Source organism: Streptomyces sp. AA4 (assembly GCF_000158875.1).
Lineage (GTDB): Bacteria > Actinomycetota > Actinomycetes > Mycobacteriales > Pseudonocardiaceae > Amycolatopsis.
Genome location: NZ_GG657746.1, coordinates 4,709,604 through 4,735,662 on the forward strand (window position 1 = coordinate 4,709,604; position 26,059 = coordinate 4,735,662).

Consider the following 26,059-nt stretch of genomic DNA (forward strand, 5'->3'; position numbering starts at 1 on the left):
CACTTCGCGGGGGCGCCGGACGTTGGGAGGGGTGAGAATGTCGCCGGAAAAGCGAGGTGTGCGATGAGCCTGATCGGGACCCTGGTCGGGTACGTCCTGACCGTGTTCGTCGTGGTGCTGGTGGTGCGGATGGTCCTGGACTGGACGCGCCTGGTCGCGACCGGGCCCGCGTGGCTCGGCCAGGCGCGGCGGATCAGCCACCGCGCGACCGAGCCGGTGATCGCCCCGGTGCGCCGGGTGCTGCCGCCGATCCGCGCCGGCGGGGTGGGGATCGACCTGGCGTTCACGGTGGTCTTCATCGCGGCGCTGGTGGTGCGGTCTGTCGCGTTCGCGCTGTGAGGGGTGCTCGCGGCGGGGACTTTCCTGGGCGTTGGGTGTCCATTGTGGAGTGACGCGGGCAGGTGGCGTGGCGGTCGGGAGTACGGGCGTCGACGCTGGCTTTCCTGTCGAAGCGATCTTTTTTGGTGTTCACCGCGGCCGATCGCCTCAGGTTCCCACCGCCCCCACCCCCTGTTGCTTCGCTCCGACTTCGGGCCGGAGCATGAACGCGTTCCCGCCGCCTCGAACTAGTTCCGGGCCCGGCGCCCGCACCAACTCCCCGACGATCTCGCCCTGCGCCCAACCGAATCACGGCGCGCCCCGGTTCGCACCGAACCCACTCCCCAGTCACCGCGCTCCGAATCCGGGGCCGAGCCGCCGCACCCCCTTCCCGGTTGCCCGGGTGCGGCGGAGCCGGATCAGCGGGAATCGACCCGGATTTCCCCGGCGCTGGAGCTGACGTCGATCCGGTGCGCGCCGGCCTGCCGGTCCGGGAGCGTGCCGCTGCGCTCGCCGACCGCGGTCTTCGCCGAAACCGCGTAGTCCGTGCCCGGGACGGCGAGGGAAACGGCGCCCACGTCGGTCCTGATGGTGGCGTCCGCGGGCGCGCTCAGGGCGATGTCCACTTCTCCGACGGAGGTCACCGCCTTGACCGGCCCGGCCGAATCCTGGACCGAGACCTTTCCCGCGGACATCGTCAGGTCCAGCGAACTGACCTTCGCCGCGTCGAACTCGCCCGCTCCCATCTTCCCGGTCACCGCGGCCCGGTCGGGCAAGGTCACGGTGTAGGAGACGACGCACTGGGCTCCGCACGACCCGCCGAGTTCGAGCGTCGGACCGCTCAAGCGATGCCAGACGCCGTCCGGTTTCGTCCCTTGGTAACGGATCTCGCGCTCGACGGTGATCGAGTCGCGGGCGCCGCCGGAACGCAGCCGCACGTATCCGGCGGGGCTGTCGATCTTGATCGCCGTCGCCGAACCGGCGAGCGTCGACGTGTCCTTCACGGTGTTTTGCCAGAGCGACACGGAATCCCCGTCGTGTTGCACGGGGAGCTGGCATGCCGAGACGCTCACTGCCAGGACACCAGCCACGGCCAACCGACCACTTCGCACGTTTCGTCCTCTTCTCTTGAAGCCGGACTTTCACGTTATGGCCGTGCTCAGCCGCCGGGCATCGGGGATGTCCCGGACATCTGTCAGGGTTGTCCGTCAGCCGGGCTTCCCGGCGGCGACCGGGGACGGTTCGCCGTCGGGGCGGCGGCGGGCGGTCCAGGAGTCGTAGCCGCGCATGAGGAAGCGGTGGGCGGGGCGTTCGACCAAGCGGGTGAGCGCCCAGCCGAGGACGACGCCGGCGGCGATCATGCCCGCGGTCTGCAGCAGCGGGTCGACGCCGAGGCCGGACAGCCAGTGCAGCACGAGGTAGCCGATGGCCTGGTGGATCAGGAAGACGCCGTAGGAGATGCCGGCGAACCAGGTGATCGCGCGCTGGACGAACGACGGGAGGAAGCGGTTCCAGTCCGGGCCCGCCGCGGCGAGCGAGATGACCGCGATCCCGATCGCGATGCCGATCGTCGAGCCCCATTCGACCTTGATCCCGGCGGGGGTGACGGCCGCGCCGTGCAGCGCGTGCGCGGTGACGCACAGGACTTCCAGCAGCACGAATTCCGCGGTGGAAAGGCGTTTCGTCGCCCAGAGCCGGACCGCGATGCCCGCGACGAACAGGTGCCAGCGGTGGAATCCGAACCCGTCGACGACGACGCGATACCACTCGGGCGGACCGGCGACGCGCAGCGGCCACTGCGCGAGCGGGACGAGCAGGGCGGCCCACATCACGATCCGGAACTTGCGGCCGTGGCCCCAGCTGCTCCGGTAGAGCAGCGCGGCGACGGTGAACGCCATGAGCTGGAGGGGAATCGTCCAGTGGGAGCCGTCGAGGAAGGGAAACTCGGCGGGTTTCCAGTTCCAGAGCATCAGGAGGTTGGCGGCGAGGTCGCCGAAGCGGGGGCCGAACCAGCCGGGCGGCGACAGGTACCGCAGCGCGAAGTAGATCGCCACGACGGCGGCGAGGAACGGCGGCAGCAACCGCGCGATCCTCCCCCACCAGTACCGGCCGAGCGCCCCGCGCCCGATCGTGACGGCGGCGAAGTACGCGGAGATCACGAGCAGCAGGCTCGCCCCGATCTGATGCGGGAACACGAACCGCCGCGGCCCCAGTTCCGGGTGCACGACGACGCTCATGTAGGTCGCGTGGTACAGCAGCACCAGCACGACGCACCCACCGCGCACGAGGTCCCAGCTGATCCGCCGGTTCCCCGAAGACACGCTCACCGGACGGAACGAGGACACGCGGGTCACCGTAACTGGTCGGGTTACCGTCGCGGGGAGGCACCCTGGGGCGCGGCGCGCGGGACATTTCCGGTACAGGGCGCGGTTTCGCGGCTCGGTGCGCGGGCTGGTTCCGGGGAAAGCCGTGGTGGCAGAGGGTTTCTGCCGGGGTTGGCGGTGTCGGCTGCTGGTGCGGGGTTCCGGCGAGTGAGAGGTTTTAGGTTGGGGCAGCGAGGATTCACCCGGTGGATGTGACGGACGAACGCTTGCTCGGTTCCGGTGGACGAGGTCGTGGCCGGGTCTGTTGTTGCGGCTGAATCGGTCCGGTGGGGCCGCGGCGAACGACTCTGGGTGGAGCCGCTCCCGCACGACGGCACGCCACGCCCCCTCGCTCGGCGCGAGTCCTCGTCAGCACCGCATGGGCAAGCCACCCCCCTGGCCTCCCCGCCCGGCTTCCCGGCTGCGGCAGGTTCACGGCGGCCCGCCCCGTTTGCCGCCTCCGGCCAGCACGACGCTCGGCCGTCGAGCAGCGCACCCACTCCGGGACACCGCAGCTCCCGCTCCCCACTCCGAGCCGACTCACGAGGCTCGCCCATCCGCGAAGCGTGCCGTCCGGTTCCTTGCCGCCTCGCTTCCGGCGTGTGGTCTCCGGGTCCAGGGCTCCCGCATCCGGGCCGGTTCACGCAGCCCGGCGCATCCGGGCAGCGCGACGAGCGGAACTCCAGGCTCCTGACCCGCGCAGCCCACCCACTCCCGGACGGCGCGCAGCTCCCGTCGACCTCCCTGGCTCGGCGCCTCCGGGCAACGCGCCGCCCGGCTCCGGACTTCCGGGCTGCGTACCAGGTTCCCGGCGACCCGCGCGGCTCGGTGCCTCTGCGCAGCACACCGTCCGGCTCCCGCTCACGCCAACCTTCGCGCGGCTCGGCGCCTCCCGGCAGAGCACCATCCCGCTCCCGGCGCCCAGCTCACGCCGACCCCCGCGCGACTCGGAGCCTCCCCGCAGAGCACCATCCCGCCCCCGACGCCCAGCTCACGCCGACCCCCGCGCGACTCGGCACCTTCCCGCCGCGCGCCGTCCGGCTCCCCGCGTGGCTCAGCGCCTCCGCGCATGGCTTCCGGCTACCGGCTCCCAGCTCACGCCCCCGCGGCTCGGCACCTCCCCGCCACGCGCCGTCCGCCTCCCCGCGTGGCTCAGCGCCTCCGCGCATGGCTTCCGGCTACCGGCTCCCAGCTCACGCCCCCGCGGCTCGGCACCTCCCCGCCACGCGCCGTCCGCCTCCCCGCGTGGCTCAGCGCCTCCGCGCATGGCTTCCGGCTACCGGCTCCCAGCTCACGCCCCCGCGGCTCGGCACCTCCCCGCCACGCGCCGTCCGCCTCCCCGCGTGGCTCAGCGCCTCCGGACATGGCTCCCGGCTCCCGGCTCCCGGCTCCCGGCTCCCGGCTCCCGGCTCCCGGCTCCCGGCTCCCGGCTCCCGGCGACGGTCTCACGACCAGGGGCGACGGGCGCGCGACCAGACCGGGCTCACGACCGGACGGGCTCACGACCCGCGCTTGAAGGCGACCTCCTTCGTGGCCACCGTGCCCGCCGTCCGGCCGGGGGCGGTTTGGTGGGTCCAGTACAGGTTCGTGTGAGCGATGACCTGTGCGGGCGGCGGCGCGCCCCAGTTGGTGAGGTCGTCGGTCGTGTGGGCGTCGCTCACTAAGGTCGCGTCGTAGCCTCGGGCGAAGGCGCCGTGCAGGGTGGAGCGGATGCAGGCGTCCGTCTGGGCTCCGCTGACCACCAGGTGTCCCACGCCGAGGTCGGCGAGCACCGATTCCAGGGTGGTTTCTTCGAACGAGTCGCCGTAGGACTTCTCCACCAAGGGCTCCGCGGGCAAGGGCTTCAGCTCCGGGACCAGTTCCCATTCCGGGCTGTCCTTCGCCAGATCCTTGTCGTGGTGCCGCACCCACACGACGGGGACCTCGGCCTCCCGGGCTTTGTCCACCAAGGCGGCGACGTTCGCCACGACGCTGTCCCGTTCGTGCGCGTCGGCGACGACGCCCGTTTGCACATCGACGACCAGCAGTGCGGTGTTAGGCCGGTCCTTGAGAGTGGTCATGGTCTTCCCTCCAGTCAGGTGCCGCTCACGCTAGCGCCCACCACCGACAAAAAACGGCGAAGTCACTCCGGGCGAAGTGCATCGTGCGCGGAGGACGGGCCGAACTCGGTTTCGAAGCGGGTCAGCACGCGGGACAGGAGAGCGTTCAGCACAGCGAGATCGTCGTCGTTCAGCACGGACGTGAACAGGGCCTGCTCTCGTTCCGTGCGTTTCCGGGTCGCGGCGGCCCAGCGGGCGCGGCCTTTGCGGGTCAAGCGGATCGGGCGGCTGCGGCCGTCCGCGGAACCGGTTACGCGTTCCACCAGGCCCGCGCGCTCCAGGCGGTCGATGCGGACCGTGACGGTGCCGGAGGTGACGCCCAGCCGGTCGCCCAGTTCCTTCGGTGTGAGCACGGCGGCGCGGCCTGAGCGGTGCAGCGCCGACAGGGCTTGCCAATCCCCCGTGCTGAAGCCGTATTCCTCCGCGACGTCGCGGAGCACCTGCTCGAACTGCCGCGACAGCCGTCCGATTCGCTGCCGCGCCGCTTCGACCTGCTCGTCCACGCCGTCCGGCATCACGGCCAGCCATTCGGGCAGGTCCGCTCCCACTGAGTCCAACTGGACACTCCCTCGAAGCTCAAGGTAGTTTGATTTGAGTATCAAGATAACTGCTCCTGGGGAGGTCCGCATGCCCGGACGCGTCTGGTTCATCACGGGAGCGAGCAGCGGGTTCGGCCGCGTGCTCGCGGAAACCGTGCTGGCGCGCGGCGAAAAGGTCGTGGCCACGGCTCGCGACACGAGCGCACTCGAAGGGTTGGAGACGTTCACCGCTCGGCTGGACGTGACGGATCCGGCGTCGGTGGAGGCGGCAGTGGCCGCGGCGATCGGCGAGTACGGGCGGATCGACGTGCTGGTCAACAACGCGGGACACGGGCTGGTCGGGGCGCTGGAGGAACTGACCGACGCGCAGGCGCGGCAGGTGCTCGAGACCAACGTCTTCGGCGTTCTCAACGTCACGCGCGCGGTGCTGCCGCATCTGCGGGCGCAGCGCAGCGGGCACATCGTGCAGCTGTCGTCGGTCGGCGGGGTGGTCGGGAACCCGGGGCACGCGTTGTACGCGACGTCGAAGTTCGCGCTGGAAGGGATGTCCGAGGCGCTCGCCGGGGAGGTCGCGCCGCTCGGGATCCGGGTCAGCCTGGTGGAACCGGGGCCGTTCCGGACGGACTTCGCCGGGCGGTCGATGACGTTCTCCGAGCCCATCGACGACTACAAAGACACCCCGGCAGGCCTGATGCGCCAACGGTTTTCCGCACAGGACGGCGCGCAGCCGAACGATCCGAGGAAAGCCGCCGAGGCCATTGTCAAACTGGTCGACACTCCGGACTCGCCGCTGCGGCTGCCGCTCGGACCCGAGGCGGTGACCCGGATCCGGGCGAAGCTCGAACAACAGCTCGCCGATCTCGCGGCGTGGGAGGAGGTTTCGCTGGACACGCGTTATCCGGACGACTGAACACCTTCAGCCGTCCGGACAAACCCGGGGTCAGCCGACGGGCCCGTCGGCGGGCACGACCGTCGCGTTCTGCTGCTGACCGGTCTGATCGAGGAAAGTCACCGTCAGCTTGTCGCCGGGGTGGTGCTGGTCCATCAGGGCGGTCAGCGCGGTGGGCGAATCGACCGCTTTGCCGTCCACCGCGGTGATCACGTCGCCGGCGGCCAGGCCAGCTTGCGCGGCCGCGCCGTCCGGGACGACCTGCTGGATCGCCGCGCCCGAACCGGTTCCGCCCTGCTGCTGCCCGGCATCGCTGACGGTCACGCCGAGGAACGCGCTCTTTCCGATGTGGACAGTGTCGGAGCCGGTGCCGCCGACGATCTGGTGCGCGAGGGAGATCGCCTGGTTGATCGGGATCGCGTAGCCCTCGTGCCCGCCGGAACCCTGGGAGCCGTTGCCCTGGGAGCCGTTGCCCTGGGAGCCGTCGCCTTGTGAGCCGCCCTGGGAGTTGTCGCCGGGGAAGCCGTTGCCGAGCCCGCTGTGCCCGCGCCGTCCGCCGCCGTTGAACTGGTATCCGGCCGAGGCCGCGGTGTCCACGCCGACGACCTGGCCCTGCGCGTTCACGAGCGGGCCGCCGGAATCGCCGGACTGGATGTTCGCGTCGACCTGGATCAGGTCCTTCAGCTGCTCGGACGAGCTGTTCGATTCGTCGGACGCGGTGATCGACTGGTTCAGCGCGGTCACCCGCCCGCCGGCCGGGATCGGCGCTCCCCCGGCGCCTCCGGCGTTGCCGAGCCCGACGACCGCGTCGCCGACCTTGACCGACGACGAATCGCCGAGCGTCTCCGTCGCCAGCCCGGACGCCGCGGCCAGCTTGAGCACCGCGACGTCGTGACTGCGGTCGTAGCCGAGCACGGAGGCGGGATACGTCTGGCCGTTGCCGATGTCGGTGACCTTGATGCTCGTCGCGCCCTCGACGACGTGGTTGTTCGTGAGCACCTCGCCGTCGGGGGTGAGCACGATGCCGGTGCCCGCCGCGGCCGCGCCCTGGTAGCCCAGCTCGGTGTTGATGTTGACGATGCCCGCGCTGACCTTCTTCGCGATCGCTTGCGGGTCGAGCGCCGTGTTCGACGGGTTGGTCTGGTTGCCGATCGAGCCGAAGTTCTGGTTCCCCGACACGCCGGACGGCGCGGACGGCGTCCACACGAAGTGCCCCACCCCGAGCCCGACGGCGACCGACAACGCGATCGCGCCGACTGTGACGGCCGCCGTCCGCAACGGGTGCCGCGAACGCGGCTGGTCGAACTGCTGGGTCGGATAGGGCTGACCGGCGTATTGGGGACCGTAGGCGCCGGGCGGCGGAGTGCCCCAGTGCGCCCAGCCCTGCTGGTACGGCTGCCCCGCTCCCGGCGGGTAAGCCTGCCCGCCGTAGCCGGGTTGTCCCTGGTCGCGCCCGCCGCTCTCCTGCTCGTTCATGGTCCGCTCCTGCGTCTCGTAGCCCCTCCGCCAGCTCAGGAAACACCCGCTCCCTGAGATTTTCCTTGCCGTCGTCCGTGCGGAAGCTGTGGACCCGGACGGCGGCTAGAGCGGTCAGCTCACGTGGACGTAGTCGACCACCAGCTGTTGCGGGAACTGGGTGCTGCCGTCCGGGTCGCCCGGCCAGTCGCCGCCCACCGCGAGGTTGAGGATCAGGAAGAACGGGTGGTCGTACACCCATTTCTTGCCGTTGAGGTCCGCCGGGGTGCGGGTCTGATAGGCCTGTCCGTCGACCAGCCAGACGATCTTGCCCGGCGCCCAGTCGACCGCGTAGGTGTGGAAATCGTCGGAGAAGTTCGGGCCGGTGAACGGCGCGCCGATGCCGCCCGCGCCCGAGTAGCCCGGGCCGTGGATCGTGCCGTGCACGGTGTTCGGCTCCTTGCCGATGTTCTCCATCACGTCGATCTCGCCGTCGTCCGGCCACTGCCCGCCGCCGAGCATCCAGAACGCGGGCCACATCCCCTGTCCGCGCGGCAGTTTCATCCGCACTTCCAGATGCCCGTACGCCTGGCTGAACTTGCCGGACGTGTTCAGCCGCGCGGAGGTGTACTGGCACGCGCCGTACCAGCAGGTGCGGCCGGAGTTCTCTTTCTTCGCGGTGATCACGAGGTGGCCCTGGCCGTCGAGCGCGCCGTTGGCCGCGCCCGCGGTGTACCACTGCCGTTCGTGGTTGTTGCCGTTGTTGTCGCCGGTTTCGTAGGTCCACTTGCTCCCGTCGGCGGGCGAGCCGGCCGGGCCGTCGAAGTCGTCGGAGAACCCGGCGGCCGGGGCGGCGTTGCCCGCGGGCGCCAGCGCGGCCGTGCCGACAAGGGCGAGCGCGGCGGGAATCGCGAGCAGCCGCCAGCGAGCGGAGGTGTGCCTGGACGTCATCGTCATCCCTCGATCACTCGAGGGGCGGCCTGGCGGCGCCACCCCGGGTTTGTTGTGGATGGCAACAAAGTATGCCGACCAGTGCGTTCACCGGCAATACGTCCCGTGGGTCATTTTCCGACCAAGGCCGGAAAAGGGCGCTCACAGGAGGAACTCCGGGCAACGCAGGAGGGCCGGACGGGCAAGCGAACCTGCCGTGGCCGTCCGTGAGGGGAACCCTGAGGTACTCAGAGTCCCTGAAGGTGGCCCTCACGGACCGCCGCGGCGGCAAGTGCGCAGGCGGGTCAAGCCTCCGCGGACGGACGCTCCTCCAGCAGCCACACCACCCCGCTCGGCGGCAGCTGCAGCACCGCCGACGCGGGCTGTCCGTGCCACGGCTCCTCGGTCGCCTCCACCGCGCCGAGGTTCCCGACGCCCGAACCGCCGAAGGACTCCGCGTCGGTGTTCAGCACCTCGGTCCAGCGTCCGGCGGACGGGAGGCCGACCCGGTAGTCGTGGTGCGGGACCCCGGCGAAGTTCGCGACGCACGCCAGCCGCGAACCGTCCGCGCCGAGGCGCAGGAAGCTCAGCACGTTCCCGCCCGAGTCGTTCGCGTCGATCCAGCGGAAGCCCTCGGGCCGGACGTCGCCGCTGAACAGCGCGGCGGTGTCCCGGTAAACCGCGTTCAGCTGCCGGATCAGGTCGCGCACGCCGCGGTGCAGCGGGCTTTCCAGCAGGTGCCAGTCCAGCGACCGCGACTCCGACCATTCGCGCGGCTGGCCGAATTCGCCGCCCATGAACAGCAATTGCTTGCCCGGATGCGCCCACATGAACGCCAGCAGCGCGCGCAGCCCGGCGGCCTTGTTCCAGTCGTCGCCCGGCATCCGTTCCCACAGCGAACCCTTGCCGTGCACCACTTCGTCGTGCGACAGCGGCAGGACGAAATTCTCGCTCCACGCGTACACGAGCGAGAACGTCATCTCGTTGTGGTGGTACGCCCGGTGGATCGGCTCGTGCGACAGGTAGCGGAGCGTGTCGTGCATCCAGCCCATGTTCCACTTGAAGCCGAAGCCCAGGCCGCCCAGATGCGTCGGGCGGGTGACGCCCGGCCAGGCGGTGGACTCCTCGGCGACCATCACGACGCCCGGGTGTCGCTTGTAGACAGTCGCGTTCAGCTCCTGCAGAAACCGTACGGCGTCGAGGTTTTCCCGGCCGCCGTACTCGTTCGGCAGCCACTCGCCGTCCTTGCGCGAGTAGTCGAGGTACAGCATCGAGGCGACCGCGTCCACGCGCAGGCCGTCGAGGTGGAACTCCTCCAGCCAGAACAGCGCGTTGGCGACGAGGAAGTTGCGCACCTCGTTGCGGCCGAAGTTGAACACGAGCGTGCCCCAGTCCGGCTGCTCGCCGCGGCGCGGGTCCTCGTGCTCGTACAGCGGGCTGCCGTCGAACCGCGCCAGCGCCCAGATGTCGCGCGGGAAATGCGCGGGCACCCAGTCCACGAGCACGCCGATGCCGCGCTGGTGCAGGTGGTCGACCAGGTACCGGAAATCGTCCGGCGACCCGAACCGCGACGTCGGCGCGTAGTACGACGTGACCTGGTAGCCCCACGAGCCGCCGAACGGATGCTCGGCCACCGGCAGGAATTCGACGTGGGTGAAGCCGGTTTCCTCGACGTAGTCGGCCAGCTGGTCGGCCAGTTCGCGGTAGCCGAGCCCGGGCCGCCACGAGCCGAGGTGCACCTCGTACACGCTCATCGGCGCGTCCGCCCAGTCGGTCGCCTCGCGCCGGGCGACCCACTCGTCGTCGCCCCAGGCGTACGACGATTCGGTCACCTTCGACGCGGTCGCGGGCGGCACCTCGGTGGCGAACGCCATCGGGTCGGCCTTCTCGTGCCAGTGCCCGTCCGCGCCGAGGATGCGGAATTTGTAGCAGCTGCCGACGGAAACGCCGGGCACGAACAGCTCCCACACGCCGGACGACCCGAGCGAGCGCATCGGGTGGCCGCGGCCCTCCCAGCCGTTGAAGTCGCCGATCACCCGCACGCCGCGCGCGGTCGGGGCCCACACCGCGAAGGACACGCCTTCGACGACGCCGTTCGGGGTGTCGTACCGGCGCACGTGCGCGCCGAGGACGTCCCACAGCCGTTCGTGCCGTCCTTCGCCGATGAGGTGCTGGTCCAGCTCCCCCACCGTCGGCAGCCACCGGTACGGGTCGTCGGCGACGACAGTGTGGTTGTCGTAGCCGACTTCGATCCGGTAGTCGCCGGGATGTTCCGGCAGCGTCGCGGCGAACAGCGCGTCCGCCACCCGTTCCAGCGGGACGCGGCGCTCGCCGGCGACGACGGACACCGACGTCGCGCCCGGGCGCAGCGCCCGCACGACGATGTCGCTGCCGTCGGTGTGCACGCCGAGCACCGAATGCGGGTCGTGGTGCTCGCCTGCCAGCAGCCGGTCGATGTCGCGCGGAGACGGCGCCGCCGAGGGCAGATCCGCGGGGACAGCGTTCACGGGGGTCACTCGCTTCCGTCGGTGCTGCGGGCGATCGCCGCCAGCGGCACGCTCAGCCAGTCCGGCCGGTTCGCGTGCTCGTAGGCGACCTCGTACACCGCTTTGTCCAGTTCAAAGGCGCGCAGCAGGTCCGCGTGGTCCTGCAGGTCGCCGACCGGGCCGCCCGCGCGGGCGTACCCGGCGCAGAACGCGGCGCGGTTGCGCCGGGCCCATTCCATCGCGTGCCGGGTCACGTCCGCGTTCTCGGGCTGCCCGACGAGCCGCTGGTGCGCCGCGTAGTCGAACGACCGGAGCATGCCCGCGACGTCGCGCAACGGCGAGCGCAGCGCGTGCCGTTCCGCGACCGGGGCGGCCGGTTCGCCTTCGAAGTCCAGCAGCAGCCATCCGTTGACGGTACGCAGCACTTGGCCCAAGTGCAGATCTCCGTGGATGTACTGCAGCTCGATCGACGACGCGTGCGCGCGCACCCCTTCGAACACCTCGCGCAGCGCGGGCGCGTACACCGCCAGCTCCGGGACCATTTCGGACACCTGGTCGAGCCGTTCGGTCATCGCGCGCACCGTTCGGTCCAGCTCGCCGGCGTCCGCGGGCTCGGTGCCGAGCGCGGTCGCGAGATCCGCGTGCACCTCGGCCACCGCGGCGCCGAGCCGTTCGGCTTCGCCGGCGAAATCGCCGCCCGCCTCGGCCGCGGACTGGTCCGGATCGGCCAGCAGGTCCCGCACGCTCGTGGTCGCCATCGCCCAGCCGTCGACCGCGTCCGGCAGGAACTCCTGCAGCATCCCCATCGTCGCGGGTTCGCCGTGCAGTTCGCCGGAGATCGAGCCGACCACGCGCGCCACGTGCTTGCACCCGGCGTCCTGCAGCGCGCGGTGCAGCAGCAGGTCCTTGTTCATGCCCGGGCTGAGCTTGCGGAACAGCTTGAGGATGTACTGCCCGCCGTACACCAGCGAGGTGTTGCTCTGCTCCGCGGTGATCGGCCGCGAGCGCAGCCCGGGTTCGAGCGTCGCGCCCGGCTCCGCGGAGAACCGCAGCGGCCCGGCCGACTCCCCCGCCGCCATCCGGTCCAGCAGCCCGGCGGTGAGGTCGGCGTCGCCGCTCGCCTCGTAGAACCGTTCGCCGATCAGCGCGGCCGACGCGACCTCCGGGATCCCGGACCGGCGGCCGATCAGCAGCTGGTAGGGCTCGGTGCGGTCGCCCTGCACCACGTCGACGACCGCGTGCACCAGCAGCGGATCCGGGCCGGCCAGCACGGTGAGGCCGGCCGGGCGTACCTCGTCGACCGGCCGGTCCTTGCCCGCGAACCAGCGCTGCGCGGGCAGCCAGTCCGGCAGCAGCTCGGCCAGCGCGCCGGACAGGCCGGACGGTTCGGACGGCTCGGGCGATTCGGGCGGGGGACCGTGGTGCGACAGCGGACTCACCTCATTCTTCCGGCTCGAGCAGCTGGAACCAGTAGAACCCGTGGCCGGGCAGGGTGAGCAGGTACGGCAGCTCGCCGATGTCCGGGAAGCGCACCCCGCCGGTCAGCTCGACCGGCGTCGCGCCCTGGTGCGCGGACAGGTCCAGTTCCACCGGCTGCGGGAAACGGGACAGGTTGTTGACGCACAGCACGACGTCCTCGCGGCCGTCCGGGCGCCGCCACCGGCGCTGGTAGGCGAGCACGCTCGGGTTCGAGCCGCCGAGGTCGGCGAAATCGCCCTGGCCGAAGGCGTGGTGCTGCTTGCGGACCTCGATCATCCGGCGCGTCCAGTTCAGCAGCGACGCCGCGTTGTCGGCCTGCGCCTCGACGTTCAGCGCCTGGTGCCCGTAGACCGGGTCCATGATCACCGGCAGGTAGATCCGGCCGGGGTCGCAGGTGGAGAACCCGGCGTTGCGGTCCGGGGTCCACTGCATCGGCGTGCGGACGGCGTCGCGGTCGCCGAGCCAGATGTTGTCGCCCATGCCGATCTCGTCGCCGTAGTACAGCACCGGCGACCCGGGCAGCGACAGCAGCAGCGCGGTGAACAGCTCCTGCTGGTTGCGGTCGTTGTCCAGCAGCGGGGCGAGCCGGCGGCGGATGCCGATGTTGGCCTTCATCCGCGGGTCTTTGGCGTACTCGGAGTACATGTAGTCGCGCTCTTCGTCGCTGACCATCTCGAGCGTCAGCTCGTCGTGGTTGCGCAGGAAGATGCCCCACTGCGTGCCGGACGGGATCTGCGGCGTCTGCAGCAGGATCTCCGAGATCGGGAATCGCGATTCCCGGCGCACCGCCATGAAGATCCGCGGCATGAGCGGGAAGTGGAACGCCATGTGGCATTCGTCGCCGCCGGACTCCGCGTCGCCGAAGTACTCCACCACGTCGCTGGGCCACTGGTTCGCCTCGGCGAGCAGGATCCGGCCGGGGTACTCGTCGTCGACGACTTTCCGGCAGCGCTTGAGGAAATCGTGCGTGCGCGGCAGGTTCTCGCAGTTGGTGCCCTCCTGTTCGAACAGGTAGGGCACGGCGTCGAGGCGGAAGCCGTCGATGCCGATGTCGAGCCAGAACCGCAGCACGTCGATCATCGCGTCCTGCACGGCCGGGTTCTCGTAGTTGAGGTCCGGCTGGTGGGAGAAGAACCGGTGCCAGTAGAACTGGCCGCGCACCGGGTCGTAGGTCCAGTTCGACGTTTCGGTGTCGACGAAGATGATCCGCGCGTCGGCGTAGCGGGAATCGTCGTCGCTCCACACGTAGTAGTCGCCGTAGGGGCCGTCCGGGTCCGAGCGGGACTGCTGGAACCACGGATGCGCGTCCGAGGTGTGGTTGAGCACCAGGTCGGTGATCACCCGGATGCCGCGCCGGTGCGCCTCGTCGAGCAGGTACACGAAGTCGTCGACGCTGCCGAATTCCGGCAGCACGGCCCGGAAATCGCTGATGTCGTAGCCGCCGTCGCGCAGCGGCGAGGCGTAGAACGGCGGCAGCCACAGGCAGTCCACGCCGAGCCATTCGAGGTAGTCGAGCCGGCCCGCCAGCCCGCGCAGGTCGCCGGTGCCGTCGCCGTTCGAGTCGGCGAACGCGCGCACCAGCACCTCGTAGAACACCGCGCTCTTGAACCATTCCGGGTCCTTCGGCGCCGCGTGCGCGTGCGCGAAGTCGTCCGCCTGCGGCTCGACCAGCAGGCCGTCGGCGGTCACCGCCTCCCCGGTGTGCGGCACGCCCGCCAGTCCCGTCGCGGCGCCGGGCCGGCTCTCCTCGTCCATCCGTTCCACCTTGTCCTGAGTAGCCTGTGCTGAACAATGGTTATCCCGAACGGCTCCGGGATAACCGCGCGTGCCCGAGACGCCGCGGCGTCAGGCCGCGAGCCTGCGGCGCAGCGCCACGATGTGCGCCACCGCCCGCCACGGTTCGAGCCGGACGAAGTTCGCCTGGCCCCAGTCCCAGGTCTCGCCGGTGACCTCGTCGTGCGCGATGAGCCGCTCGGACCAGTCGAAGCCGAGCGACGGCAGGTCGAGCCAGAGCGTGCCCTCCTGCCCGTTGTGCGGGTCGAGGTTCACCACCGCGACGACCGTGTCGCCGGTCGCCGGGTCCTGTTTGGAGTAGGCGAGCAGGGCGTCGTTGTCGATGTGGTGGAAGCGCAGCGACCGCATGCCCTGCAGCGCGGGGTGCGCGCGGCGGACGGCGTTGAGCCGGGTCAGCCACGGTTCGAGCGAGCGGCCCTCGGCGAGCGCGCGGGCGAAATCGCGCGGGCGCAGCTGGTACTTCTCCGAGTCGAGGTACTCCTCGCTGCCCGGCCGCACCGCCTCGGATTCGAACAGCTCGTAGCCGGAGTACACGCCCCAGGTCGGCGACATCGTCGCGGCGAGCGCGGCGCGCAGCGCGAACATGCCCGGACCGCCGTGCTGCAGCGATTCGTGCAGGATGTCCGGAGTGTTCACGAAGAGGTTCGGGCGGCCGTGGTCCCAGTGCTCGACGAGGTCCGTGCCGAACTCGGTCAGCTCTTCTTTCGTGGTGCGCCAGGTGAAATACGTGTAGCTCTGCGTGAAGCCGAGCTTCGCCAGCCCCCACAGCCGGGCCGGACGGGTGAACGCCTCGGCGAGGAACAGCACGTCCGGATGCGCGTCCTTCACCGACTGGATCAGCCACGCCCAGAAGTCCGGCGGCTTGGTGTGCGGGTTGTCGACCCGGAAGATCCGCACCCCGTGCGACACCCAGTGCAGCACGACGCGCAGCACCTCGTCGTAGATGCCGCGCGGGTCGTTGTCGAAGTTGACCGGGTAGATGTCCTGGTACTTCTTCGGCGGGTTCTCCGCGTACGCGATGGTGCCGTCCGGGCGGGTCGTGAAGAACTCCGGGTACTTCACCACCCACGGGTGGTCCGGCGCGGCCTGCAGCGCGAGGTCGAGCGCGACCTCGAGACCGAGTTCCCCCGCGCGCGCCACGAAGGCGTCGAAATCCTCGATCGTGCCGAGCTCCGGGTGGACCGCGTCGTGCCCGCCCTCGTCCGCGCCGATCGCCCACGGCGAGCCGACGTCGTCCGGCGTCGCGTCGAGAGTGTTGTTGGGGCCCTTGCGGTTCACCCGGCCGATCGGGTGGATCGGCGGCAGGTAGACGACGTCGAAGCCCATGCCCGCGACGCGGTCCAGCTCGCGCTGCGCGGTGGCGAAGGTGCCGTGCACGGCGCGGCCCTGCGCGTCGACCCCGCCGGTGGACCGGGGGAAGAATTCGTACCAGGAACCGAAAGCGGCGCGTTTGCGGTCGACCCACAGCTTCAGCACGCGGCCCTTGGTGATCAGCTCGCGCACCGGGAAATCGTGCATGAGCTGGCGGACCTCAGGCGAGAGCGCCGGCCCGACGCGCTCGGCGAGATCGCGTTCGCCGTCGCGCAGCGCGGCCGCGGCCCCGGCGAGCAGCGGGCGCTCGGCCCGGCGCTCCGGGCGGCGCGACACGCGGTCGAGCAGCCGCGCCCCGCTCTCCAGGTCGTTCGCCAGCTCCCCCGGCCCCTGCCCGGCGGCGATCTTCACCTCGACCGCGTGCTCCCAGGTGGCCCAGGGATCGCTCCACGCGTCCACCCGATAGGTCCACATGCCCTCGGCGTCGGGCACGATCACCGCGCCGAACCGGTCGAGCCCGCGACCCTGTTCGGCCATCCGCGTCTGGCGCGCGGCGCGGTCGCCCGGACCGCGCCAGGCGACCGTCGCGGCGACCGCGTCGTGGCCCTCCCGCCAGACCGTGGCGGTGACGGGGAAATGTTCGCCTGCAACGGCTTTGGCCGGATGCCGGCCGCAGCTGACCATGGGTGCGACGTCGTCGATCCCGAGCCTGCCGGTCATGGCAATGCCCCTTTTTCACGGTGGGTGGGAGGGTGGTCGGAGTGCGCTCGCGCGAGCACGGTCAGTGTGCCTGATTCCTCCAAAGCCGTTGACAGCGGGGCCTTTTTCTGCAATTCCCGCCACCCGGTCGGGCGAAACGCGCCCATTCGGCGGAACTCCCGGACGCATTCCCGTCTCCGGCCCGCAACACGCGCGCCGAATTGCGTTAACAAACGGCGGCGCGTTCCGGTGATTACTCGTGAGTATCAGCGGGTATCCCCCGCTGGAATGCCCGCCGCGGTTCCTTACAGCTGCGGGATCTCCACCGTGTCCCGCGGCGCGCGCAGCAACAGCAGCGAGCGCGCCTCGACCGTGATCCGCGCCTTCGGCTCCAGCACGCCGGGATTGGCCGGGGTGCCGTCGGCGGTGCTGGTGTCCAAAGTGGGCTTGAAAGTCTCGCCGTACTCCGGGCCGGGCAGCACGATCTCGGCCGGCTCGGCGCCCGCGTGCAGCACCAGCAGCCACGAATGGTCGGTGACGAGCGCGCCCTCGCGGTTGCGCGCCTGGCTGTTCGACCCGTCGATCCACATGCAGAGCGTGCGGCGGTCCTCGTCGAACCAGTCGATCTCGTCGAATTCCTCGCCGTCCGGGCGGAACCAGACGAGGTCGGGCTTGCCGGTGACCGTCGTGCGGCCCTCGAAGAACTCCGGCTGCCGCAGCGCCGGGCTGTGCGCGCGCAGCCGGACCACGCGGCGGGCGAAGTCGAGCATCGGCTCGGACGCCTCGGTCGGGGTCCAGTCGATCCACGAGGTCTCGTCGTCGAGGCAGTAGGCGTTGTTGTTGCCGTGCTGGGTCCGCCACATCTCGTCGCCCGCGGTGAACATCGGCGTGCCGGTGGACAGCAGCAGCGTCGCGAAGAGGTTGCGCGCCTGCCGGGTGCGCAGCGCGACGATCGCCGCGTCGTCGGTCTCGCCCTCCGCGCCGTGGTTCCACGACCGGTTGTCGTTCGTGCCGTCGCGGTTGTCCTCGCCGTTGGCCTCGTTGTGCTTTTCGTTGTAGGACACCAGGTCCCGCAGCGTGAAGCCGTCGTGCGCGGTGACGAAGTTGATCGACTGCCACGGCCGGCGCAGGTTGTGGTCGTACAGGTCCGACGAGCCGGACAGCCGGTACGCGAGGTCGCGCACGCCGGTCGCGCCGCGCCAGAAATCGCGGACGGTGTCGCGGTAGCGGCCGTTCCACTCGGCCCACTGCGCGCCGAAGTCGCCGACGCGGTAGCCCTCGCCGGTCGCGTCCCACGGTTCGGCGATCAGCTTGCAGCGCGACAGCACCGGGTCGGTGGTGATCGCGGTGAGCATCGTCGACTCGCGGTCGAACATCTCGCCGCGCGGGCGGCCGAGCGTGCTCGCCAGGTCGAAGCGGAAGCCGTCGACGCCCATCTCCTGCGTCCAGTACCGCAGCGAATCGGTGACCAGCCGGACGACCGTCGGCGAACCGGCGTCGAGGGTGTTGCCGCAGCCGGTGAGGTCGGCCATGTGGCCGCGGCGGGTGTGCAGGTAGTACGCCGGGGCGTCGAGGCCGCGCAACGAGAGCGTCGGACCGTCCGGGCCGCCTTCGCAGGTGTGGTTGAAGACGACGTCCAGCAGCACCTCGATGCCCGCCGCGTGCAGGGCCGCGACCATTGTGCGGAATTCCTCGACCTCTCGGCCCGGCTCGCTCGCGTACCCGGCGTGCGGCGCGAAGTAGCCCAGCGGCGAGTAGCCCCAGTAGTTGTGCCGTCCCGAGCGGATGAGCGCGGGTTCGTCGGCGAACGCGTGCACCGGCAGCAGTTCGACGGTCGTCACGCCGAGCCGGGTCAGGTGCTCGATCGCGACCGGGTGCGCGAGGCCGAGGTACGTGCCGCGCAGCGCTTCCGGGATGAACGGATGCTGCTGAGTGAACCCCTTGACGTGCAGTTCGCAGATCACCGATTCCTCGAACGGCACTTCGGGCTTGATCCCGGTGTCCTGCCCGCCCGGCGAGGTGACGACCGACAGCGGCACCGCGCCCAGGGAGTCCACAGTGGACATCGGACCGCGCTCGGGGTCGCCGGTGAAGCCCTGTGCGGCGTGCAGGCTGGCGAGCTTCCCGTCGATCCGGCGCGCGTACGGGTCGACGAGGAGCTTGGCCGGATTGCAGCGGTAGCCGTGCGCCGGGTCGTACGGGCCGTGCACGCGGTAGCCGTAGCGCTGGCCGACCGTGACGCCCGGGACTAGCCCGTGCCAAACGCCGAACGTGCGTTCGGTCAGTTCGATCCGCCGCTCGGAGCCGTCGTCGCCGACGAGGCACACCTCGACCGCGTCGGCGACCGCGGAGGTCACCGCGAACCGGACGCCGCCCGCCTCCGGGTGGGCGCCGAGCGGGAACGGACGTCCGGCGAGGACCTGGCTGTCGGATGCGGGTCGTTGTGCCATGCGCCGATCTTTTCAAACCCCGGGCGGCGGCGGGCTCCGGCGCTTGGCTGAACTTCCCCGGGTTAGGGGTGGTGACCTGGTCCGACGGCGATGCGGGCAGGGGTCGCGGGCCGGGCGTGCCGATTCCGGACAGGTTTTGTCAGTGGTCCCCGGCATGCTGGTCCCATGCGCGCGAGCCGGCTCGTCTCCCTCCTGTTGCTGCTGCAGGCCCGCCAGCCGAGGACCGCCGAGGAGCTGGCCGCCCGGCTGGAGGTCTCCCCGCGCACCGTCTACCGCGACATCGAGGCGCTGAGCGCGGCCGGGATCCCGGTGTACGGCGAGCCCGGCCACGACGGCGGGTACCGGCTGGTCGACGGGTACCGGACCCAGCTCACCGGCCTGACCAGGCAAGAAGCCGAAGCGCTCTTCCTCACCGGCCTGCCCGCGGCGGCCTCCGGGCTCGGCCTCGGGCCGGTCGCGGCGAACACGGAGCGCAAGCTGCTGGCCGCGCTCCCGGCGGAACTGCGGTCCCACGCGGACCGGGTCCGCGAGCGGTTCCATCTGGACGCGGCGTCCTGGTATCACGACCCGGAGGCCACGCCGCAGCTGCCGACAGTCTCGGACGCGGTGTGGCAGCAGCGGCGCGTCCGGATCCGGTATCAGCGATGGGCCGCGCCGCATGAAGTGAGCCGGACCGTCGAGCCGTACGGGGTGGTGCTGAAGGCCGGGCAGTGGTACCTGGTCGCCCGTTCCGGGGCGTTCCGGACCTACCGGGTGGCACGGATCGCCGAGGCGGAGCTGCTGGACGAGACCTTCGACCGGGCGGAGTCGTTCGATCTGGGCCAGTACTGGTCGGACTACCTGGAGGACTTCGACGCCCGGCGGCACCGGGGCGAAGCGGTGCTGCGGCTGTCGCCGGAGGGCGTGCGGCTGTTGCCTCAGCTCGCTGAACCGGCCGTTGCCCGCGCGGCGGCGTGCGGCGTGGTCGAGGCGGACGGCTGGACCCGGGTGGTCGTCCCGGTCGAGCACCCCGACCAAGCGGTGCACGACCTCTTGCGGCTCGGTCCGCTGGCGGAAGTGGTTGCGCCGCAGGAGCTTCGGGACCGGCTGGCCGAGGCGTTGGCGTCGATGCTTCGCCGCTACGCCGAGGTCAGCGGGTAGCCACCAGGACGAACGACTCCTTGGGCAGCACCGTCGCGTCGCCGACCTCCGGATCGCCCCAGGAAGCCAGCACCTCCCCCGCCACCGGGACCTCCGCCGGTTCCGGCCCGAAGTTGCACGCCAGCCGCAACGCGCCCCGGTGCAGGACCAGCCACGCATCGTCCGGGGCGGTTTCCACCACGACCCGGTCCAGCCGCGGATCGGTCAGGTCCGGATGCGAGCGGCGGAGGCGGATCAGCGTCCGGTACAGGTCCAGCATCTCCCGGTGCCCCGCTTTGCCCGGTTCGCTCCAGTCGAGCCGGGAGCGGGCGACGGTGGCCGGGTCCATCGGGTCCGGGACCTCCGATTCCCCCCAGCCGTGCCGGGCGAACTCGCGGCGGCGGCCGGTGCGGACGGCCTCAGCCAGTTCCGGGTCCGGGAACGACGCGAAGAACTGCCACGGCGTCCCCGCCGCCCACTCCTCCCCCATGAACAGCATCGGCGTGAACGGCGAGTAGAACACCACCGCCGCGCCGCAGGCCAGCAGGCCGGGCGACACGGTCGCGGACAGCCGGTCGCCGGTCGCGCGGTTGCCGATCTGGTCGTGGTCCTGCAGGTAGGCCAGGAACCGGTGGCCGGGAGCCACCCGGCGGTCGAGCGGGCGGCCGTGGACCCGGGAGCGGAACGACGACCAGGTCCCGGCGTGGAAGAACGCCTCCCGCAGGGTCTTGGCCAGCGCGCCGGGTGCGGCGAAATCGGTGTAGTAGCCGGTGGTTTCGCCGGTGAGCCGGACGTGCAGCGCGTGGTGCAGGTCGTCGGACCACTGCGCGTGCAGGCCGTAGCCGCCGGCGTCCCGCGTGGTGACGAGTTTCGGGTCGTTCTGGTCGGACTCGGCGATCAGCGTCAGCGGGCGGTTCAGGGCCGCCGACAGCGCGTCGACCTCGGCGGAGAGTTCCTCCAGCAGATGCACGGCGCGTTTGTCGACCAGCGCGTGCACGGCGTCCAGGCGCAGGCCGTCGAAGTGGAAATCGCGCAGCCAGCCCAGTGCGTTGTCGATGACGTAGCGGCGGACCTCGTCGGAACCCTCGCCGTCGAGGTTCAGCCCGGCGCCCCAGTCGGTGGCCCCGGCGAAGTACGGGCCGAACCGGTCGAGGTAGGCGCCGGACGGGCCGAGGTGGTTGTAGACCACGTCGAGCACGACCGCGAGACCGCGCGCGTGACACGCGTCGACCAGGCGTTTCAGCCCGTCGGGACCGCCGTACGGTTCGTGCGCCGCGCCCCACAGGACGCCGTCGTAGCCCCAGCCCGCGGTGCCGTCGAAGGAGTTCACCGGGAGCAGTTCGACGTGCGTGACGCCGAGGTCGACCAGGTGCCCGAGCCGTTCGATGACCGCGTCGAACGTGCCCGCCTCGGTGAAGGTGCCGACGTGCAGTTCGTAGACCACGCCGCCGGCCAGCTGCCGTCCGGTCCACGACTGGTCGGTCCACTGGAACGCGGAATGGTCGTAGACCCGCGACGCCTCGTGCACGCCGTTCGGCTGGCGGAGCGAGCGCGGGTCCGGCAGCGGCCGGTCGTCGTCGCCGAGCAGGAAGGCGTAGTCGGCGCCGGTGACGTCGGCCTGCCACCAGCCGCCGTCGGCGGCGGTCATCTCGTGGTCGGCGCCGTCCACGCGGACGCGGACGCGCTCGGCGGAAGGGGCCCATACGCGGAACATCAGGAGTCCTCCCGCACCAGAAGCGCGACCGGATACTGCTCGAACAACGCCGACGCCCGCGGGGTGTCGCCCACTCCGCGGCCGGTCAGCACGTCGGTCCATTCCCCGGCGCGCAGCGGCAGCACGGTGTCGCGCCAGCCGCCCGCCCGCTCCAGCCCCAGCGGCAGCCGCGTGACCGCGACGGTCAGGCCGGTGCCGCGTTCGAAGGCCAGAAGGTGTTCCGCGGCAACGCCTTCGGCGTGCAACGGCCGGTATCCGGTGAACAGTTCCGGCCGGTCCCGGCGCAGGGTCAGCGCGTGGTGCACCACCAGGAGCTTCGCCGCGCCGGTCTCGTCGATCTCCGGCTGTTCGCCGGACTGGACGCGGGCGAGCAGTTCGCGCCGGACGCCGTAGTCGACCTCGCGGCGGTTGTCCGGGTCGACCAGCGAGTAGTCCCACAGCTCGGTGCCCTGGTAGACGTCCGGCACGCCGGGTCCGGCCAGCTGCAGCAGCTTCTGCCCCAGCGAGTTCGCCCAGCCCGCGCCGCGCACCCGCCGGACGAACGACTCGACGTCGGCCGCCAAGGCAGCGTCGCCGAGCACCGCGGACGGCCACTCGGCGACGGCGCGCTCGAAGTCCTCGTCGTGGTCCGTCCACGTGGTGCGGAGTTTCGCTTCCTTCGCGGCCTTGTCGAGGTAGTCGCGCAGCCGCTCCGGCGAGATCGGCCACGCGCCCACGAGCGTCTGCCACGCCAGGAGGTTCAGCGCGGGCTCGTCGATCCCGCGCGCGGCAGTCCAGCGGCGGAACGCGACCGCGAACTCGTCCGCGACCTCCGACAGCGCGGCCATCCGGGCGCGCGTGTCCTCGGATCGCTTCGTGTCGTGGGTGGTCAGGGTGGTCATCGTGGCCGGGGCCGCGGCCGCCCGCCCCGCGGCCAGCGTGTGGAATTCCGCCGGGCTCAGCCCGAACCGGTCCGGGTTGCCGCCGACCTCGTTCAGCGCGGCGAACCGGGTGAACCGGTAGAACGTCGTGTCCTCGGTGCCCTTCGCGACGACCATGCCGGACGTCTGCTGGATCCGCGTCGCCAGCTCGCCGTCCGGCGCACCGCGCACCTGGCTGTCCAGCGCGTCGAGCGCCGGGGCCAGTTCCGGCCGCCGCTTGCGCGCCCGCGCGACGGCGGTCGCCCAGTGCCCGGCGCCCTCGGGGAGGTACGAACGGTAGACCGGGAACGCGATCATCACCTCGGCCACGGCGGCGCGGGCCGCGTCGGCGTCCACGCCTTGCAGCAGCGCGGCGATCCGGTGCACCTCGGCGACCAGGATGCCGTCGGTCACCAGCCGCCGCGCGCCTTCCTCCACCGCGTGGTAGTCGGTGCGCGCGCCCTGCTCGGCGGCGAGGCGGGTGAACACCGGCGCGGCGGCCGGGTCCACGAACACGCCGGCGATCTCGCGCAGCGCGTCGTACCCGGTGGTCCCGTCGACCGGCCAGCTCTGCGGCAGCGCCTCGCCCGGGTGCAGGATCTTCTCCACGACCAGCCACGCCCCGGGCGCGCCCTCGCGGAGCCGCCGGAAGTAGCCGCCGGGGTCGGCGAGCCCGTCCGGATGGTCCACGCGCAGGCCGGTCACGTCGCCGTCGGACACCCAGCGCAGCACCTCGCCGTGCGTTTCGGCGAACACCTCCGGCCGCTCCACGGTGACCGCGGCCAGGTTCGTGATGTCGAAGAACCGCCGGTAGTTCAGCTCCCGGTTGCCGCGCCGCCAGCCGGCCAGCTCGTAGTGCTGGCGCGCGTGCACCTCGGCCGGCGTGCCCTCGCCGGTGCCGGGCGCGATCGGGAAACGGTGGTCGTAGTAGACGAGTTCGTCCCCTTCGACGGTCAGCTCGTCGTTGTCGTCGCCGAGCACCGGCAGCAGGATCCGGCCGCGAGACCAGTCGATGTCGAAAAACTGCGCGTACGGCGAATCCCGGCCGTTCCGCAGAACGTCCCACCACCACTGGTTCGCCTTCGGCACTTCGACGGACATGTGGTTCGGCACGATGTCCACCACGAACCCGAGCCCGGCGTCCTTCAGCCGCGCCGACAACGCCTTCCGCGCGTCTTCGCCGCCCAGTTCGCCCCGGGCGCGCGTCGGATCGGTGACGTCGTAACCGTGCGTGGACCCGGGCGTCGCGTCGAGCATCGGCGAGCCGTACAACGCGCCGACGCCCAGCTCGCGCAAGTACTCCACGATCGCCTCGGCGTCCGCGAAGCCGAACTCCGGCCGCAGCTGCACGCGGTACGTCGAGGACGGCGTGCTCATTCGCCCTCCTTGGCGGTGCGCTGGAGCACGACGAGCGAGCGCGCGGCGAGCGTGAACTTGCCGCCGCCTTCGACCGGCTCGATGCCGGTCTCCCCGACCGCGCCGGTCTCGGTGTCGACCACGACCGTCCACTCGCGACCGTAGCCGTTGCCCGGCAGGGTCATCGCGATGTCCTCCCAGTGCGCGTTGAACGCGAGCAGGAACGAATCGTCCTCGACCGGCATCCCGCGCGGATCGAGGTCCGGAATCCCTTCCCCGTTCAGGAAAATCACCACGGACTTGCCGAACGCGTCGTCCCAGTTCTGCTCGGTCATCTCCTCGCCCGCGGGCGTGAACCAGGCGATGTCGCCGAGTTCCTCGCCCTTGCGCACCGGTTTTCCTTGGAAGAACCGGCGGCGACGGAACACCGGATGCGCCTTGCGGAACGCGGTGAGCGCGGCGGTGAATTCGATCAGGTCGGCGTTCTCCGTCGCGAGTTCCCAGTCCATCCAGGACAGTTCGGTGTCCTGGCAGTAGGCGTTGTTGTTGCCCTCCTGGGTGCGGCCGAGTTCGTCGCCGTGCAGCAGCATCGGCACGCCTTGCGACAGCAGCAGCGTGGCGAGCAGGTTCCGCCGCTGCCGGGCGCGCAGCGCGAGCACTTCCTTGTCGTCGGTCGGACCCTCGACGCCGCAGTTCCACGACCGGTTGTCGTCGGCGCCGTCGCGGTTGTCCTCGCCGTTGGCCTCGTTGTGCTTTTCGTTGTAGGACACCAGGTCGGTGAGGGTGAACCCGTCGTGCGCGGTGACGAAGTTGATCGACGCGAACGGACGGCGGCCGTCGTCCTGGTACAGGTCCGACGACCCGGTGATCCGCGAGGCGAACTCGCCGAGGGTGGACGGTTCGCCGCGCCAGAAATCGCGGACGGTGTCGCGGTACTGCCCGTTCCATTCCGTCCACAGCGGCGGGAAGTTGCCGACCTGGTAGCCGCCCGGCCCGACGTCCCACGGTTCGGCGATCAGCTTCACCTGGCTCACGATCGGGTCCTGCTGCACGAGGTCGAAGAACGTCGACAGCCGGTCGACGTCGTAGAACTCGCGGGCCAGCGCCGAGGCGAGGTCGAACCGGAAGCCGTCCACGTGCATCTCGGTCACCCAGTACCGCAGCGAATCCATGATCAGCTGCAGCGTGTGCGGGCTGCGCACGTTGAGCGAGTTCCCGGTGCCGGTGTAGTCCATGTAGTACTGCGGATCGTCCTCGACCAGGCGGTAGTACGCCTCGTTGTCGATGCCGCGCATGGACAGCGTCGGGCCGAGGTGGTTTCCCTCCGCGGTGTGGTTGTAAACCACGTCGAGGATCACTTCGATGCCCGCCTCGTGCAGGGCGCGGACCATGCCCTTGAACTCCTGCACCTGCCCGCCCTGGCCCTGCATCGCGGCGTACCCGTCATGCGGGGCGAAGTACCCGATCGTGTTGTAGCCCCAGTAGTTGCGGAGGCCCTTCTCGTCGAGCGCGTGGTCGGTGACGAACTGGTGCACCGGCATCAGCTCCACCGTCGTCACGCCGAGTTTCTGCAAATGCTCGACGATCGCCGGGTGCGCCAGCCCGGCGTACGTGCCGCGCAGCCGCTCGGGGACGAACGGGTGCGTCATCGTCATGCCGCGCACGTGCGTCTCGTAAATCACCGTCTCGTGGTACGGCACCCGCGGCGCGCGGTCGTTGGCCCAGTCGAAGAACGGGCTGACCACGAGCGAATACGGCACGTGGCCCGCCGAATCGTCCTCGTTGAGCTGTTCCGGGTCGTCGAAGCGGTAGCTGAACAGCGCTTCGGACCAGTCGACGCCGCGGGACAGCGCCTTGGCGTACGGGTCGATCAGCAGCTTGCTCGGGTTGCAGCGCTGGCCGCGGCTCGGGTCGTACGGCCCGTGCACGCGGAATCCGTAGCGCTGCCCGGGGCCGACGCCGAGCAGGTAGCCGTGGTGGACGAAGCCGTCGACTTCCTCGAGCCGCGAGCGGGTTTCGTTGCCCTCCTCGTCGAACAGGCAGAGATCGACGTGCTCGGCGACCTCCGAGAACAGCGCGAAGTTGGTCCCCACGCCGTCATAGGTGGCGCCGAGCGGGTAGGGCTTTCCGGGCCAGGGCCGCACAGGGCTTCTCCTTGG

Annotated in this window: 17 protein-coding genes; 3 read left to right on the plus strand and 14 right to left on the minus strand. The window is 71.0% G+C overall.

Annotation, left to right across the window (positions count from 1 at the left end):
* Positions 1-63: 63 nt before the first annotated feature.
* Positions 64-339, plus strand: a complete 276-nt coding sequence (locus SSMG_RS21690; RefSeq protein ID WP_009079462.1) for a YggT family protein — start codon at positions 64-66, stop codon at positions 337-339.
* 398 nt (positions 340-737) lie between these two features.
* On the opposite strand, the gene SSMG_RS21695 is transcribed toward SSMG_RS21690, so the two are convergent.
* From SSMG_RS21695 to SSMG_RS21710, 4 genes are all read right to left on the minus strand, one after another.
* Entirely contained in the window at positions 738-1,343 is a 606-nt protein-coding gene (locus tag SSMG_RS21695; protein ID WP_037714433.1) for a DUF4097 family beta strand repeat-containing protein, read from the minus strand.
* 183 nt (positions 1,344-1,526) lie between these two features.
* On the minus strand, positions 1,527-2,663 hold the full coding sequence (locus tag SSMG_RS21700; protein ID WP_199785951.1) for an acyltransferase: 1,137 nt from the start codon (positions 2,661-2,663) through the stop codon (positions 1,527-1,529).
* A gap of 1,517 nt (positions 2,664-4,180) precedes the next feature.
* Positions 4,181-4,741, minus strand: a complete 561-nt coding sequence (locus SSMG_RS21705) for a cysteine hydrolase family protein (RefSeq protein ID WP_009079466.1) — start codon at positions 4,739-4,741, stop codon at positions 4,181-4,183.
* Positions 4,742-4,803: 62 nt separating this feature from the next.
* Entirely contained in the window at positions 4,804-5,328 is a 525-nt protein-coding gene (locus tag SSMG_RS21710; RefSeq protein WP_009079467.1) for a MarR family winged helix-turn-helix transcriptional regulator, read from the minus strand.
* A 79-nt stretch (positions 5,329-5,407) separates the two neighbouring features.
* On the opposite strand from SSMG_RS21710, the gene SSMG_RS21715 reads away from it, so the two are divergent.
* Positions 5,408-6,229 (plus strand): oxidoreductase, encoded by an 822-nt coding sequence (locus tag SSMG_RS21715; protein WP_009079469.1) that lies wholly within the window; start codon positions 5,408-5,410, stop codon positions 6,227-6,229.
* Positions 6,230-6,259: 30 nt separating this feature from the next.
* Here SSMG_RS21715 and SSMG_RS42515 read toward each other — a convergent pair whose 3' ends face one another.
* The 7 genes from SSMG_RS42515 to glgX (SSMG_RS21755) all read right to left on the minus strand — a co-directional run bounded on the left by SSMG_RS42515 (position 6,260) and on the right by glgX (SSMG_RS21755) (position 18,812).
* Positions 6,260-7,684: a S1C family serine protease gene (locus SSMG_RS42515; RefSeq protein ID WP_009079471.1), complete on the minus strand. Its 1,425-nt coding sequence runs from the start codon at positions 7,682-7,684 to the stop codon at positions 6,260-6,262.
* Between the two features lie 114 nt (positions 7,685-7,798).
* Positions 7,799-8,614, minus strand: a complete 816-nt coding sequence (locus tag SSMG_RS21730; RefSeq protein WP_009079473.1) for a family 16 glycosylhydrolase — start codon at positions 8,612-8,614, stop codon at positions 7,799-7,801.
* A 284-nt stretch (positions 8,615-8,898) separates the two neighbouring features.
* Entirely contained in the window at positions 8,899-11,100 is a 2,202-nt protein-coding gene (gene glgB, locus SSMG_RS21735; RefSeq protein WP_037717682.1) for a 1,4-alpha-glucan branching protein GlgB, read from the minus strand.
* Positions 11,101-11,105: 5 nt separating this feature from the next.
* On the minus strand, positions 11,106-12,518 hold the full coding sequence (locus tag SSMG_RS21740) for an aminoglycoside phosphotransferase (RefSeq protein WP_009079477.1): 1,413 nt from the start codon (positions 12,516-12,518) through the stop codon (positions 11,106-11,108).
* A gap of 1 nt (position 12,519) precedes the next feature.
* Positions 12,520-14,313, minus strand: coding sequence for a maltose alpha-D-glucosyltransferase (gene treS, locus SSMG_RS21745; RefSeq protein ID WP_009079479.1), 1,794 nt, complete (start codon positions 14,311-14,313; stop codon positions 12,520-12,522).
* Positions 14,314-14,403: 90 nt separating this feature from the next.
* Positions 14,404-16,383 (minus strand): alpha-1,4-glucan--maltose-1-phosphate maltosyltransferase, encoded by a 1,980-nt coding sequence (locus SSMG_RS21750; RefSeq protein WP_009079481.1) that lies wholly within the window; start codon positions 16,381-16,383, stop codon positions 14,404-14,406.
* Positions 16,384-16,667: 284 nt separating this feature from the next.
* Positions 16,668-18,812 carry a glycogen debranching protein GlgX gene (gene glgX, locus SSMG_RS21755; RefSeq protein ID WP_009079482.1) on the minus strand — a complete coding sequence of 715 codons (2,145 nt, stop codon included), beginning with the start codon at positions 18,810-18,812 and terminating at the stop codon, positions 16,668-16,670.
* Positions 18,813-18,977: 165 nt separating this feature from the next.
* Here glgX (SSMG_RS21755) and SSMG_RS21760 point away from each other — a divergent pair, with 165 nt between their 5' ends.
* A complete protein-coding gene (locus tag SSMG_RS21760) occupies positions 18,978-19,952 on the plus strand; it encodes a YafY family protein (RefSeq protein ID WP_009079484.1) in 975 nt (324 codons plus the stop codon).
* Here SSMG_RS21760 and treZ read toward each other — a convergent pair.
* Genes treZ through glgX (SSMG_RS21775) form a run of 3 tightly spaced genes read right to left on the minus strand, consistent with a single transcriptional unit; the run spans position 19,942 to position 26,044 of the window.
* The gene (gene treZ / locus SSMG_RS21765) at positions 19,942-21,648 is read right to left on the minus strand and encodes a malto-oligosyltrehalose trehalohydrolase (protein ID WP_037717686.1); all 1,707 of its coding nucleotides are present in this window, start codon (positions 21,646-21,648) and stop codon (positions 19,942-19,944) included. The genes SSMG_RS21760 and treZ overlap by 11 nt on opposite strands.
* Entirely contained in the window at positions 21,645-23,921 is a 2,277-nt protein-coding gene (gene treY, locus SSMG_RS21770) for a malto-oligosyltrehalose synthase (RefSeq protein WP_009079487.1), read from the minus strand. Before treY ends, treZ begins: the two co-directional genes overlap by 4 nt.
* The gene (glgX, locus tag SSMG_RS21775; RefSeq protein WP_009079489.1) at positions 23,918-26,044 is read right to left on the minus strand and encodes a glycogen debranching protein GlgX; all 2,127 of its coding nucleotides are present in this window, start codon (positions 26,042-26,044) and stop codon (positions 23,918-23,920) included. Before glgX (SSMG_RS21775) ends, treY begins: the two co-directional genes overlap by 4 nt.
* Positions 26,045-26,059: the final 15 nt, after the last annotated feature.

Bases quoted from the DNA above. Each gene is read 5' to 3' on its own strand.
- SSMG_RS21690 (WP_009079462.1), top strand. From the start codon at position 64: ATGAGCCTGATCGGGACCCTGGTCGGGTACGTCCTGACCGTGTTCGTC.
- SSMG_RS21705 (WP_009079466.1), bottom strand. From the start codon at position 4,741: ATGACCACTCTCAAGGACCGGCCTAACACCGCACTGCTGGTCGTCGAT.
- SSMG_RS21715 (WP_009079469.1), top strand. From the start codon at position 5,408: ATGCCCGGACGCGTCTGGTTCATCACGGGAGCGAGCAGCGGGTTCGGC.
- SSMG_RS42515 (WP_009079471.1), bottom strand. From the start codon at position 7,684: ATGAACGAGCAGGAGAGCGGCGGGCGCGACCAGGGACAACCCGGCTAC.
- SSMG_RS21730 (WP_009079473.1), bottom strand. From the start codon at position 8,614: ATGACGTCCAGGCACACCTCCGCTCGCTGGCGGCTGCTCGCGATTCCC.
- treS (WP_009079479.1), bottom strand. From the start codon at position 14,313: ATGGACGAGGAGAGCCGGCCCGGCGCCGCGACGGGACTGGCGGGCGTG.
- SSMG_RS21750 (WP_009079481.1), bottom strand. From the start codon at position 16,383: ATGACCGGCAGGCTCGGGATCGACGACGTCGCACCCATGGTCAGCTGC.
- glgX (WP_009079482.1), bottom strand. From the start codon at position 18,812: ATGGCACAACGACCCGCATCCGACAGCCAGGTCCTCGCCGGACGTCCG.
- SSMG_RS21760 (WP_009079484.1), top strand. From the start codon at position 18,978: ATGCGCGCGAGCCGGCTCGTCTCCCTCCTGTTGCTGCTGCAGGCCCGC.
- treY (WP_009079487.1), bottom strand. From the start codon at position 23,921: ATGAGCACGCCGTCCTCGACGTACCGCGTGCAGCTGCGGCCGGAGTTC.